This window comes from Kitasatospora sp. NPDC059599, assembly GCF_042735125.1.
Classification (GTDB): Bacteria; Actinomycetota; Actinomycetes; order Streptomycetales; family Streptomycetaceae; genus Kitasatospora.
In genome coordinates, this window is sequence record NZ_JBHWCL010000059.1 from 30,535 (window position 1) to 43,335 (window position 12,801).

The 12,801-nt window shown below is 72.2% G+C and carries 10 protein-coding genes; 8 read left to right on the plus strand and 2 right to left on the minus strand.

Features of this window, described 5'->3' with window-relative positions; translation table 11 throughout:
- Positions 1–9: 9 nt before the first annotated feature.
- The 5 genes from ACFV04_RS21420 (at position 10) to ACFV04_RS21440 (ending at position 6,343) form a co-directional block, all read left to right on the plus strand.
- Positions 10–1,071 (plus strand): hypothetical protein, encoded by a 1,062-nt coding sequence (locus ACFV04_RS21420; RefSeq protein WP_380345983.1) that lies wholly within the window; start codon positions 10–12, stop codon positions 1,069–1,071.
- Positions 1,068–1,223 carry a hypothetical protein gene (locus tag ACFV04_RS21425; RefSeq protein WP_380345984.1) on the plus strand — a complete coding sequence of 52 codons (156 nt, stop codon included), beginning with the start codon at positions 1,068–1,070 and terminating at the stop codon, positions 1,221–1,223. The genes ACFV04_RS21420 and ACFV04_RS21425 overlap by 4 nt, the downstream gene beginning before the upstream one ends.
- 183 nt (positions 1,224–1,406) lie before the next feature.
- Entirely contained in the window at positions 1,407–4,052 is a 2,646-nt protein-coding gene (gene acnA, locus ACFV04_RS21430; protein WP_380531186.1) for an aconitate hydratase AcnA, read from the plus strand.
- Between the two features lie 278 nt (positions 4,053–4,330).
- The gene (locus tag ACFV04_RS21435; protein WP_380531189.1) at positions 4,331–5,638 is read left to right on the plus strand and encodes a glycoside hydrolase family 18 protein; all 1,308 of its coding nucleotides are present in this window, start codon (positions 4,331–4,333) and stop codon (positions 5,636–5,638) included.
- Between the two features lie 75 nt (positions 5,639–5,713).
- On the plus strand, positions 5,714–6,343 hold the full coding sequence (locus ACFV04_RS21440) for a maleylpyruvate isomerase family mycothiol-dependent enzyme (RefSeq protein ID WP_380531191.1): 630 nt from the start codon (positions 5,714–5,716) through the stop codon (positions 6,341–6,343).
- 75 nt (positions 6,344–6,418) lie between these two features.
- Here ACFV04_RS21440 and pepN read toward each other — a convergent pair whose 3' ends face one another.
- The gene (gene pepN / locus ACFV04_RS21445; protein WP_380345992.1) at positions 6,419–9,010 is read right to left on the minus strand and encodes an aminopeptidase N; all 2,592 of its coding nucleotides are present in this window, start codon (positions 9,008–9,010) and stop codon (positions 6,419–6,421) included.
- A 223-nt stretch (positions 9,011–9,233) separates the two neighbouring features.
- Here pepN and ACFV04_RS21450 point away from each other — a divergent pair, with 223 nt between their 5' ends.
- On the plus strand, positions 9,234–9,866 hold the full coding sequence (locus ACFV04_RS21450) for a DsbA family protein (RefSeq protein ID WP_380345994.1): 633 nt from the start codon (positions 9,234–9,236) through the stop codon (positions 9,864–9,866).
- A 66-nt stretch (positions 9,867–9,932) separates the two neighbouring features.
- On the opposite strand, the gene ACFV04_RS21455 is transcribed toward ACFV04_RS21450, so the two are convergent.
- Positions 9,933–11,357: an amino acid permease gene (locus tag ACFV04_RS21455; RefSeq protein WP_380345996.1), complete on the minus strand. Its 1,425-nt coding sequence runs from the start codon at positions 11,355–11,357 to the stop codon at positions 9,933–9,935.
- A gap of 266 nt (positions 11,358–11,623) precedes the next feature.
- Here ACFV04_RS21455 and ACFV04_RS21460 point away from each other — a divergent pair, with 266 nt between their 5' ends.
- Together ACFV04_RS21460 and ACFV04_RS21465 are read left to right on the plus strand one after the other, a co-directional pair.
- Positions 11,624–12,223, plus strand: a complete 600-nt coding sequence (locus ACFV04_RS21460) for a biotin transporter BioY (protein WP_380531195.1) — start codon at positions 11,624–11,626, stop codon at positions 12,221–12,223.
- 47 nt (positions 12,224–12,270) lie between these two features.
- Positions 12,271–12,756, plus strand: coding sequence for a ribose-5-phosphate isomerase (locus ACFV04_RS21465; protein WP_380346000.1), 486 nt, complete (start codon positions 12,271–12,273; stop codon positions 12,754–12,756).
- Positions 12,757–12,801: the final 45 nt, after the last annotated feature.

A 12,801-nucleotide genomic window follows, 5' to 3' on the forward strand; every position in this document is an offset into this window, starting at 1 on the left:
GAGGGGACCATGGCCACCGAGCTCGCACCGGTACCGGTGCCGGCGGCCGCGCGGGTGTGGCCGGCGCCCGGTCCGGCGGCCCGGCTCGGCGCCGCGCCGTTCGCGGGTTTCGCGCTGGCGGCCGTCCTGGCGCTGGTGCTGGCGCTGCGGGCGCCGACCGGTCTGGCGGTGCTGGGTCTGGCCGGGTTCGGCCTGCTGCACAACGTGCTGGAGCTGCGCTACGTGGCCGGCCGTTTCGCCGTCGTGCTGGCCGGTCCGCTGCTGCGGCTGCTGCTGGCGCTGGTGACCGGCATCGTGCTGTGTCGTCTGCTGCCGCCCTCCAGGGCGTCCCAGGCGGCGGAGATCCTGCTCGCGTACGGCCTGCTGGCGGCGGCCTGCCGGTACGGGCTGCGCGGGCGGCCGCGGCTGCTGGCGGGGAGCGCGGTGTTGCTGGCCGGGGCGGGCGCGGCTTCGCTGGCCTTTCCCGCGTACCACTTCGTGGTGCTGGCGCACCTGCACAACGTGGTGCCGCTGCTGTTCCTGGCCGAGTGGTCGCGCCGGCTGCGGCGCGGGCGGGCGGCGTTCCTGGTGCTGCAGTCCGGCTGGGTGCTGGTGGTGCCGGCCCTGCTGCTGAGCGGTCTGCTGGACGGTCTGCTGGTGCAGCGTCCGGGCGGCTGGACGGACCGGCTGGCGGCGGCCTACACGCCGCCGGCCTGGTTGACGCCGACGGCGGGCCTGCGCTTCCTGGCGGTGTTCGCCTTCCTGCAGACGATGCACTACGTCGTCTGGGTCTGGTTCCTGCCCCGGTACGCCCCGGAGGCGGCGGAGCGCTTCGACGCCCGGGTGCCGGCGCTGCGCGGCGTGCGGGCGTGGGCGCTGGGGGCGGGGGCAGGCGCGCTGCTGGCGTTGTTGTTCGCGGTGGACTACGCCCGGGGCCGCTCGTTGTACGCGGCGCTGGCGAGTTACCACGCGTACCTGGAGTTCCCGGTGCTGCTGATGCTGGTGCTCGGCCTGGGTGCGGCCCGGGGCGGGGCCGGGGCGTCGGCGGGTGGACCGGAAGTGGACCGACGTGGAGCGGAGGTGAAGAGATGAGGACGATCCTTCTGGCGGACATCGCCCCCTCGCCGACCGGCGGTTCCGGTGGTGAGCTTGTGGTGGTGCTGCTGATGGCGGCCGGGGTGGTCGCGGGAGCGGTCTGGCTGATCAGGCTGGAGCGCAAGCGGCGCGGCCCGGACGACGAGTGAGTCACGGCATGCACTATGGTTTATCTCGACATCGAGATAACTGCCCCTTACGATATATCTCGACATCAAGATACTTGCCGAGAGGCGCGCACCGGCGATGCGGGCAAGGCGAGCCTAAGTAAGGCTGACCTTACCACCGTGTGGCGGCCGGATATCGCACGAAGCACCCAGAAGGAGTCAGTCGTGTCCGCGAACAGCTTCGACGCCCGCAGCCCGCTGCAGGTGGGCGACGAGTCGTACGAGATCTTCAAGCTCTCCGCCGTCGAGGGTTCCGAGCGGCTGCCGTACAGCCTCAAGGTGCTGCTGGAGAACCTGCTCCGCACGGAGGACGGCGCGAACATCACCGCCGACCACATCCGTGCCCTCGGCAACTGGGACGCCGACGCCCAGCCGAGCCAGGAGATCCAGTTCACGCCGGCCCGCGTGATCATGCAGGACTTCACCGGTGTGCCGTGCGTCGTCGACCTCGCCACCATGCGCGAGGCCGTCAAGGAGCTGGGCGGCGACCCGGCCAAGATCAACCCGCTGGCCCCGGCCGAGCTGGTCATCGACCACTCGGTCATCGCCGACAAGTTCGGCACCAAGGACGCGTTCACCCAGAACGTCGAGATCGAGTACGGCCGCAACAAGGAGCGCTACCAGTTCCTGCGCTGGGGCCAGACCGCGTTCGACGAGTTCAAGGTCGTCCCGCCGGGCACCGGCATCGTCCACCAGGTGAACATCGAGCACCTGGCCCGCACCGTCATGGTCCGCGGCGGCCAGGCCTACCCGGACACCTGCGTCGGCACCGACTCGCACACCACCATGGTCAACGGCCTGGGCGTGCTGGGCTGGGGCGTCGGCGGCATCGAGGCCGAGGCGGCCATGCTCGGCCAGCCGGTCTCCATGCTGATCCCGCGCGTCGTCGGCTTCAAGCTGACCGGCGAGCTCCCGGCCGGCACCACCGCCACCGACCTGGTCCTCACCATCACCGAGATGCTGCGCAAGCACGGTGTGGTCGGCAAGTTCGTCGAGTTCTACGGCGACGGCATCGGGTCCATCCCGCTGGCCAACCGCGCCACCATCGGCAACATGTCGCCGGAGTTCGGCTCGACCTGCGCGATCTTCCCGATCGACGCCGAGACCATCAACTACCTGCGCCTGACCGGCCGCGACGAGCAGCAGCTCGCCCTGGTCGAGGCGTACGCCAAGGAGCAGGGCCTCTGGCACGACCCGTCGGTCGAGCCGGTCTACTCCGAGTACCTGGAGCTGGACGTCTCCACCGTCGTCCCGTCGATCTCCGGCCCGAAGCGCCCGCAGGACCGGGTGATCCTCGCCGAGGCCGCCCAGAAGTTCGCCGAGGCGCTGCCGACCTACTCCGCCGAGGCCTCGAAGCCGACCGCCGTCACCGCCCCCGACGGCTCGACCTACGAGATCGACAACGGCGCGGTCGTGATCGCCTCGATCACCTCCTGCACCAACACCTCCAACCCCTCCGTGATGCTGGGCGCCGCCCTGCTGGCGAAGAAGGCCGTGGAGAAGGGCCTGCACGTCAAGCCCTGGGTCAAGACCACCCTGGCGCCCGGCTCCAAGGTCGTCATGGACTACTACGAGAAGGCCGGCCTGCTCCCGTACATGGAGAAGCTGGGCTTCAACCTGGTCGGCTACGGCTGCGTCACCTGCATCGGCAACTCGGGCCCGCTGCCCGAGGAGGTCTCGGCCGCCGTCAACGAGTCCGACCTCGCGGTCGTCTCGGTGCTCTCCGGCAACCGCAACTTCGAGGGCCGGATCAACCCCGACGTCAAGATGAACTACCTGGCCTCCCCGCCGCTGGTGGTCGCCTACGCCCTCGCCGGCAACATGAACATCGACATCACCAAGGACGCCCTGGGCCAGGACGCCGACGGCAACGACGTCTTCCTCGCCGACATCTGGCCGACCGAGCAGGAGGTCGCCGACACCGTCGCCGGCTCCATCGACGAGGCCATGTTCGACAAGGGCTACCAGGACGTCTTCGCCGGTGACCACCGCTGGCAGTCGCTCCCGGTCCCGACCGGCAACACCTTCGAGTGGGACGCCGAGTCCACCTACGTCCGCAAGCCCCCGTACTTCGAGGGCATGGCCAAGACCCCGAGCCCGGTGACCGACATCGCCGACGCCCGCGTCCTGGCCAAGCTGGGCGACTCGGTCACCACCGACCACATCTCCCCGGCCGGCAACATCAAGCCGGGCACCCCGGCGGCGCAGTACCTGACCGCCAACGGTGTCGAGAAGCGCGACTTCAACTCCTACGGTTCCCGTCGTGGCAACCACGAGGTGATGATCCGCGGCACCTTCGCCAACATCCGCCTGCGCAACCAGATCGCGCCGGGCACCGAGGGCGGCTACACCCGCGACTTCACCCAGGCCGACGCGCCGGTGTCGTTCATCTACGACGCCTCGCAGAACTACCAGGCCGCCGGCACCCCGCTGGTCGTCCTGGCCGGCAAGGAGTACGGCTCCGGCTCGTCCCGCGACTGGGCCGCCAAGGGCACCGCGCTGCTCGGCGTCAAGGCCGTCATCGCCGAGTCCTACGAGCGCATCCACCGCTCGAACCTGATCGGCATGGGCGTTCTGCCGCTGCAGTTCCCGGAGGGCGAGAACGCCGACTCCCTCGGCCTGACCGGCGAGGAGACCTTCTCCTTCACCGGCGTGACCGAGCTCAACGAGGGCCGCACCCCGAAGACCGTCAAGGTCAAGGCGGGCGACAAGGAGTTCGACGCGGTCGTCCGCATCGACACCCCCGGTGAGGCGGACTACTACCGCAACGGCGGCATCCTGCAGTACGTGCTGCGCTCGCTCATCGGCTGAGCCACGCCAGTCCCCGAAGGGGCCGGACCGCACCACGCGGTCCGGCCCCTTCCGCGTGCCGGGCCGGCTTCCGCGCCCCGCGCCGGCCCTCCGCACGATGGGCCGGTTTCCGCGGGCCGGGCTCGTTCCCACAGCGTGGGCCGGCTTCCGAGTGCGCGCGGGCTTTTGCATGCTGCACCGACCCGGCCCGTCCCCTTGCGCGGTGAACGGCAGATGGACTAAACCTCTGTCCCGTCTGGTCCAGACCATTTGACGCCGCTTCAGAGAACAGGTCCGGTATGCCCACTCGCGCCTCAGCCCTGCTCGCCGCCGCCACCGTCGCCGCGCTGCTCGCCGCCCCCGCCACCGCCGACGCCGCCGACGGCCGGCACGGCCCGAAGCCGAAGGGCCAGCGGGTCGGCTACTTCACCCAGTGGGGCGCCGACAGCTCCGCCAAGCGGGTCCAGGAGTCCGGCCAGGCGGCCGGGCTCACCGTCATCAACTACGCCTTCGGCAACGTCTCCGCCGACGGCACCTGCTTCGAGACCGACGCCGCCGGCCAGGGCGACGCGCGCAACGACTACCAGCGCGCCTTCTCCGCCGCCGAGTCGGTGGACGGCGTGGCCGACGCCCCGGGCCAGAAGCTGAAGGGCCACTTCAACCAGCTGCGCAAGCTCAAGGCGAAGAACCCGCAGCTGCGCACGGTCATCTCGCTGGGCGGCTGGAGCTGGTCCACGTACTTCTCGGACGCGGCCGCCACCGACGAGGCCCGCAGGAAGTTCGTCTCCTCCTGCATCGGCCTCTACCTCAAGGGCGACGTGCCGGTCCTGGCCGGCTCCCCGGAGGGCGGCGCCGGCGCGGCCGCGGGCGTCTTCGACGGCATCGACATCGACTGGGAGTACCCGGGCGGCGGCGGGGACGCGGGCAACGTGGTCCGCCCCGAGGACGGCCGCAACTTCACCCTGCTGATGGCGGAGTTCCGCCGCCAGCTCGACGCGCTGGGCGGCAGGAAGGGCAAGCACTATCTGCTGACCGCCGCCGTGGCCGCCAACGAGACCGTCGCCGACCGGCTCGAACTGCCCGAGCTGAGCGAGTCGGTGGACTGGCTCAACGTGATGACCTACGACCTGCACGGCCCCTGGGAGGGCACCGGCCCCGCCGACCACCAGGCAAACCTCTACCCCGACCCGGCCGACCCGGACCCTCGCCGGCGCAGCGCCGACACGGCGGTCACGCACTACCAGGAGCGCGGCCTGCCCTCCGAGCAGCTCGTCCTCGGCGCCCCGCTCTACGGCCACGGCTGGACCGGCGTCGCCCCCGGCAGGCGCGGCGGCCTCTTCCAGAGCGCCACCGCCGCCGCGCCCGACCACTCCTACCAGGAGATCAACGCACTGCCCGGCACGGTCCACGTGGACCGCGACCACGGCGCGTCCTGGAAGTACGACGGCACCACCTTCTACAGCTACGACACCGCCGAGGTGCTCACCCTGAAGGCGCGGTACGCGCGCCGGAACGACCTGGGCGGCGTGATGGTCTGGTCGTTGGACGGCGACGACGCCCGGGGCAGCGCGATCGCCGCCCTGGACCGCGGCCTGCGCCGCGACTGACGCCCGTACGCCCGCCACGGCCGGGCCGAGCCCCCCGGGGGTGCGGCCCGGCCGCCGCCGTAGTACCACGGAACCATGGCGACGACACCGGACCCGTGGGGGACGATCCACCGCGAGCGGCGCGCCCTGCTCGCCGACGTGGAGGGCCTCACCCCGGGGCAGTGGGCGACGCCCTCGCTCTGCGTCGGGCGGACCGTGCAGGACACCCTGGCGCACATGGCGGCGACAGCCCGGATGACCCCGGCGGGCTTCTTCCTGAAGCTGGCCCGGTCCGGCTTCCGCTTCGAGGCGATGACCGCCCGTGAGATCGCCGAGCTGACCGCCGGGATGCCCGCCGACACCCTCGACGCCTTCCGGGCGCGGCTGGACTCGGTCAGCCACCCGCCGGGCCCGGTCGACAGCTGGCTGGGCGAGACCGTGGTGCACGCCGAGGACATCCGGCGCCCGCTCGGCATCGTCCGCGCGTACCCGACGGAGGCCCTGACCCGGCTCGCGGACTTCTACCGGCGCTCCAACCTGATCGTCGGCGGCAAGCGGCGGGCGGCCGGGCTGACCCTGCGGGCCACCGACGCCGACTGGACGGCGGGCACCGGCCCCGAGGTGAGGGGTCCGATCCTCGCGCTCCTGCTGGCCGTCACCGGGCGCCGGATCGCGCACGGCGAACTGGAGGGCGAGGGGACGCCGACGCTGACCGGGCGCGGCTGACCGCCGCCGCGGTCCACGCCGAAGGGGCCCGCCGTGACGCGCACGGCGGGCCCCTTCAGCACGGCAGGAGGGCGCTCAGACCCGGTCGCAGGCCTGCGCCCGCAGCGCACGGGCCAGGTCGTCCCGGCGCTCCAGCACCAGACGGCGCAGCGCCGGCGCGGCCTGCGGGTGCCCGTCCAGCCAGGCGTCGGCCTCGGCGAGGGTCGGCTCGCCGGTCTGGGCGCTCGGGAAGAAGCCGCTGACGAAGCGGATCGCGATCTCGATGGTCCGCTCGGCCCAGATCCTCTCCAGCAGCTTGAAGTACGGCGCCGCGTAGAGGGCGGTCAGGTCGCGGTGGGCGGGCAGCGCGAAGCCCGCGATGTTGGCCTCGACCAGGGCGTTCGGCAGCTCGTCCGAGTCGACCACGGCCGACCAGGCGGCGGCCTTGGCCTCCGGGGTGGGCCGGGCGGCCAGGCAGTGGGTGTACTGCCGCTTGCCGCCGGCGGTGTTGTCGGCGGCCAGCTCGGCGGCCAGCTCCTCGTCGGAGGCCTGGCCGGCGGCGGCCAGGGCCAGCCACAGCGACCAGCGCAGCTCCTGGTCGACGTCCAGGCCGTCGATCCGGGCGCTGCCGGCCAGCAGGCCGCGGACCAGGCCGAGGTGCTCGGCGCCGCCCGCGGTCTGGGCGAGGAAGCGGGCCCAGGCCAGCTGGTGGTCGCTGCCGGGGACGGCGTCGCGCAGCTCGCGCAGGGCGCCGTCGGCGAGCAGCCGGCCGCCCTCGCCGCGCCAGGCCGGGTCGGCGTACAGGTCGACGGCGGTCTTGGCCTGCTGGTGCAGCGACTGCAGGACGCCGATGTTGCCCTCCTGGCCCGCGAAGCGCAGCACCAGGGCGACGTAGTCGCGGGCCGGCATCAGACCGTCCCGGGTGAGGTTCCAGACGGCGGACCAGGCGAGGGCGCGGGCCAGCTCGTCGTGGATGTCGCCGAGTCCGGTGCGCAGGGTCTCCAACGAGTCCCCGTCGAAGCGGATCTTGCAGTAGGTGAGGTCGTCGTCGTTGAGCAGGACGAGCGCGGGGCGGGGGAGGCCGGCCGCCCCGGTGACGACGGTGCGGGCGCCGGTGACGTCCAGCTCGATCCGCCCGGTGCGCACCAGGGCGCCGTCGGCGTCCCGGTCGTACAGGCCGACCGCGATCCGGTGCGGGCGCAGCACGCCACGGGACGGAGTCGCCGGATCGTCCGCCGTGTCCTGCAGCACGGCGAGTTCGGTGATCCGGCCCTCGGCGTCGGTGGTGACCTGCGGGGTGAGCGCGTTGACGCCGGCGGTCTGCAGCCAGGCGGCGGCCCAGGAGGTGAGGTCGCGGCCGCTGGTCTCCTCCAGGATGTCCAGCAGGTCGGTGAGTTCGGTGTTGCCGAACGCGTGGCGCTTGAAGTAGCGGCGGGCGCCCTCGAAGAAGGCCTCCGAACCGGCGTACGCCACCAACTGCTTGAGGACGGAGGCGCCCTTGGCGTAGGTGATGCCGTCGAAGTTGAGCTTGGCGTCCTCCAGGTCGCGGATGTCCGCGGTGATCGGGTGCGTGGTGGGGAACTGGTCCTGCCGGTAGGCCCACGCCTTGCGCTGGTTGGCGAAGGTGACCCAGGCGGAGGAGTAGCGGGTGCGGGCGCCGATCAGGCCGTAGGAGCCCATGAAGTCGGCGAAGGACTCCTTCAGCCACAGGTCGTCCCACCAGCGCATGGTGACCAGGTCGCCGAACCACATGTGCGCCATCTCGTGCAGGATGACGTTGGCCCGGCCCTCGTAGGCGGCGTCGGTGACCTTCGAGCGGAAGACGAACTCCTCGCGGAAGGTGACGCAGCCCGGGTTCTCCATCGCACCGATGTTGTACTCGGGGACGAACGCCTGGTCGTACTTGCCGAAGGGGTACGGGTAGTCGAACTCCTCGTGGAAGAAGTCGAGTCCGAGCTTGGTGACGCCGAGGATCTCGTCCGCGTCGAAGTGCGGGGCCAGGGACCTGCGGCACATCGCGGAGAGCGGGATCTCCAGGGTGGTGCCGTCGGCGAGCTCGCGGCTGTAGTGGTCGCGGGCGACGTGGTAGGGGCCGGCGACGACCGCGGTGAGGTAGGTGGAGATCGGCTTGGTCGGCGCGAACTCCCAGGTGCGGGCGCCGTCCTCGGCGGTGACGTCCTCGTGCGGGGCGTTGGACCACACGTCCCAGGCGGCCGGCGCGGTCACCGTGAAGGTGAACGGGGCCTTCAGGTCGGGCTGTTCGAAGGTCGCGAACACCCGGCGGGCGTCGGCCGGCTCGTAGTGGGTGTAGAGGTAGGTCTCGCCGTCCGCGGGGTCGACGAAGCGGTGCAGGCCCTCGCCGGTGCGGCTGTAGGCGCAGTCCGCCTCGACGGTCAGCACGTTCTCGGCGGCCAGGCCCTCGACGTGCACCCGGGCGCCGTCGTAGGCGACGGCCGGGTCGACGGCGCGCCCGTTGAGGGTGACCGAGCGGACGGCCGGGGCGAGCAGGTCGAGGAAGGTGGCCGCGCCGGGCTCGGAGCAGCGGAAGGTCACCGTGGTGGTGGAGCGGAAGGTGGTGGCCGCCGGGTCCGGCGCCGAGGTCACGTCCAGCCGGACGCGGTAGCCGTCCACGGCCAGGATGCTGGCCCGCTGCTGGGCTTCGTCGCGGCTGAGGTTCTTGCCCGGCACGGCGGTACTCCTTTGTCCGGCTCGCACGGTGGTGCGCGTGTGGGTGGTGCGGTCTCGGTGCCCGGTGTCGTCCGTGCACGCGGCACCATCCTGTCACGCCCCTCGCCGTCGGTACCATTGCACAGACCGACGCGTCCGGAGCGGAATCAGCGGCGTCGGACGGGTGTTGGGCCACCGGGGGAGTTAACCCCTGCCCGGATCACCTCACGAAGGACGACACGCAGTGACGACTGCCGCTGAGCGCAAGACCGCCGACTTCTGGTTCGACCCGGCCTGCCCGTGGGCGTGGATGACCTCCCGCTGGCTGGTCGAGGTCCAGCAGCTGCGCCCGGTCGACGTGCGCTGGCACGTGATGAGCCTGTCGGTGCTGAACGAGCACCGTGACCTCCCCGACAACTACCGCGAGCTCCTGAACAACGCCTGGGGCGCGGTGCGGGTGTGCATCGCCGCCGCCGAGAAGCACGGCGAGGAGGTGCTCGGCCGGCTCTACACCGAACTCGGCGTGCGCTTCCACAACCAGGGCCTGCCGCAGGACCGGGAGACCATAACCGCGGCCCTGGTGGCCGCAGGCCTGCCCGCCGAACTGGCCGACGCCGCCGGCACGGACATCCACGACGAGGCCCTGCGCGCCTCCCACCAGGAGGGCATCACCCTGGTCGGCGAGGACGTCGGCACCCCGGTGATCGCGGTCGAGGGCGTGGACGGCGAGCGGGTCGCCTTCTTCGGCCCGGTGGTCACCCCCGCCCCGAAGGGCGAGGCCGCGGCCCGCCTGTGGGACGGCACCCTGCTGGTGGCCTCCACTCCCGGCTTCTACGAGATCAAGCGCACCCGGACGGCCGGCCCGTCCTTCGAGTAGCGCCGGCGACGCGACGGGGCCCGGTACCGGATCGGTACCGGGCCCCGTCGTCGTGCGGGCGGCGGCTCAGCGGGCGGCGGCGTCCCGGCGCTGCTTGAGCAGGCCGGCGGCGCTCAGCAGCACGACCAGCACCCCGGCCGCGTACAGCTGCTGCCGGTTGCCCTCGGTGGTGGTCATCAGCGCGAGGATGCCGGCCACCCCGGCCATCGCGACCCAGGTCAGGTACGGGTAGCCCCACATCTTCACGGTGAGCAGCTCGGGCGACTCGCGCTCCAGCCGGCGGCGCATCCGCAGCTGGACCACGCAGATGAACAGCCAGACCACCAGGATCGCCACACCGGTGGTGTTCATCAGCCAGGTGAACACGGTGTCCGGCCAGAACTTGGCGGCCAGCACGGCGCCGAAGCCGAACAGGCAGGAGGCCAGCACGGCCCGGCGCGGCACCCCGCCGCTGACCTTGGCCAGCGCCTTGGGGCCCTGGCCGCGGCCGACCAGCGAGTACGCCATCCGGGAGGCGCCGTAGATGTTGGCGTTCATCGCGGACAGCAGCGCGACCAGCACCACGACCTGCATGATCGTCCCGGCGCCGGGCACCCCGAGGTGGCGCAGCACGGTGACGTACGGGCCGTCGGCGACGACCGCCGGGTCCTTCCAGGACACCAGGGTGACCACCAGGGCCATCGAGCCGATGTAGAAGATCGCGATCCGCCACACCGCGGTGCGCACGGCGTTGGCGACGTTCTTCTTGGGGTCGTCGGACTCGGCGGCGGCGATGGTGACGGTCTCCAGACCGCCGTACGCGAAGACCGAGGCGAGCAGGCCGACGATCAGTCCGTTGACGCCGGTGGGCAGGAAGCCGCCGTGGCCGGTGAGGTTGGCCGTGCCGGGGGCGCCGGGGCCGAGGACCCCGGCGATGCCGAGGCCGCCGAGGACCAGGAAGGCGATGATCGCGGCGACCTTGATCGTGGCGAACCAGAACTCGAACTCGCCGAAGTTCTTCACCGCGGTGAGGTTGCTCGCGCAGAAGAAGACCATGAACAGGGCGACCCAGACCCAGGCGGAGACGCCCGGGACCCAGCCGTTGACGATCTTCCCGGCAGCGGTGGCCTCGGCGGCGACGCCGCAGCAGAGCATCACCCAGTACATCCAGCCGGCCGTGATCCCGGCCCACGGGCCGATCTCCTTCTCGGCGTGCACCGAGAACGAGCCGGAGGCGGGGCGGGCCGCCGACATCTCGCCGAGCATCCGCATGATCAGCATGACCAGCAGGCCGGAGAGCACGAAGGCCAGGATGATCGCCGGGCCCGCGGCGGCGATGCCCGCGCCGGAGCCGACGAAGAGGCCCGCGCCGATCACGCCGCCGAGGGCGATCATCGACAGGTGGCGCTGCTTCAGCCCGTGGGTGAGCTGCTGGCCGTTCGACGCCGGGCCCGCGGCCGGGTGGGCGCCGTCGGTGGTCCCGGGCGCCGTGGGCGCGGAGGTGGGGGCCATAGGGATGGTTCCAGACTGTGCGGTATGCGGCATGAGCTGTCCAATATCCGGGGAACCGCGGGCCATGCCAAGAATGTCCGACCGGGGCTCACATGGCGGACCGGGAGGACGCACAGGGTCGCGACGCGGTGACCCTGCGTGATCTCGGGCCGGTTCCGACAACCGCCGAGGGCGGGGCTTTGTCCGAAACCGTGCAGGTCGCGCAGTGGATCACCGCGTAGGTTCACAGGTGTTCACTCATCCGGACCCCCACGGAGGATCCCCCGATGGCCACCGCCACCACCCCGATACCGCGCCGCGCCGTCCTCGCCGACCTGCTGCCCGCCGCCTCCACCCGCCTCGGCGGCCAGGTCCGCGACCTGGCGCTGGTGGCCGGCGGCGCCGCGCTGACCGGCGTGGCCGCCCAGCTCTCGGTGAACGTCCCCGGCTCGCCGGTACCGGTCACCGGTCAGACCTTCGCCGCCCTGTTGGTCGGCACCGCGCTCGGCACCCGCCGCGGCGTCGCCTCGCTCGCCCTCTACCTGCTCGCCGGCATGGCCGGCCTGCCCTGGTTCGCCGAGGGCACCTCCGGATGGGCGATGCCCTCCCTCGGCTACGTGATCGGCTTCGTCCTCGCCGCCGCCCTGACCGGCGCGCTGGCCCGCCGCGGCGCCGACCGCACCCCGGTGAACACCGCCGTCACCATGGTCTTCGGGAGCCTCGCCGTCTACGCGGTCGGCGTCCCGTACCTCGCCCTCTCGCTGCACGTGCCGCTCGCCCGCGCCGCCGAGCTCGGCCTCTACCCGTACCTGGTCGGCGACGCCCTCAAGGCCGTCCTCGCCGCCGGCGCCCTGCCGCTCGCCTGGAAGCTCCTCGGCCGGCGCTGACGCCCCCGTTGTCGGGCCCGAGCGCACGCGCATGCCACACTCATGGCATGCGCGTGTACCTGGGCTCCGACCATGCCGGATACGAACTGAAGAACCACCTCGTGGAGTGGCTCAAGGGGGCCGGCCACGAGCCGGTCGACTGCGGGCCGCACATCTACGACGCCGAGGACGACTACCCGCCGTTCTGCCTGCGCGCCGCCGAGCGCACCGCCGCCGACCCCGAGGCGCTGGGCGTCGTCATCGGCGGCTCGGGCAACGGCGAGGCGATCGCCGCCAACAAGGTCAAGGGCGTCCGGGCCGCGCTGGCCTGGAGCAAGCAGACCGCCGAGCTCGGCCGTCAGCACAACAACGCCAACGTGATCTCCATCGGCGGCCGCATGCACACGCAGGAGGAGGCCACCCGGTTCGTCGAGGTCTTCCTCGGCACCCCCTACAGCGGCGAGCCGCGGCACACCCGCCGGATCGAGATGCTGAGCGAGTACGAGACCACCGGCGAACTCCCGCCGATCCCGGCCCACCACCCCCAGGGCTGATCCCCCCACCCCCGTCCTCCCACGGCCGGCCGCACACTCCCGTGC

Coding starts and splice junctions, on each gene's coding strand:
- ACFV04_RS21420 (WP_380345983.1), top strand. CDS start 10: ATGGCCACCGAGCTCGCACCGGTACCGGTGCCGGCGGCCGCGCGGGTG.
- ACFV04_RS21425 (WP_380345984.1), top strand. CDS start 1,068: ATGAGGACGATCCTTCTGGCGGACATCGCCCCCTCGCCGACCGGCGGT.
- ACFV04_RS21460 (WP_380531195.1), top strand. CDS start 11,624: ATGGCCACCGCCACCACCCCGATACCGCGCCGCGCCGTCCTCGCCGAC.
- ACFV04_RS21455 (WP_380345996.1), bottom strand. CDS start 11,357: ATGGCCCCCACCTCCGCGCCCACGGCGCCCGGGACCACCGACGGCGCC.
- ACFV04_RS21440 (WP_380531191.1), top strand. CDS start 5,714: ATGGCGACGACACCGGACCCGTGGGGGACGATCCACCGCGAGCGGCGC.
- ACFV04_RS21435 (WP_380531189.1), top strand. CDS start 4,331: ATGCCCACTCGCGCCTCAGCCCTGCTCGCCGCCGCCACCGTCGCCGCG.
- ACFV04_RS21465 (WP_380346000.1), top strand. CDS start 12,271: ATGCGCGTGTACCTGGGCTCCGACCATGCCGGATACGAACTGAAGAAC.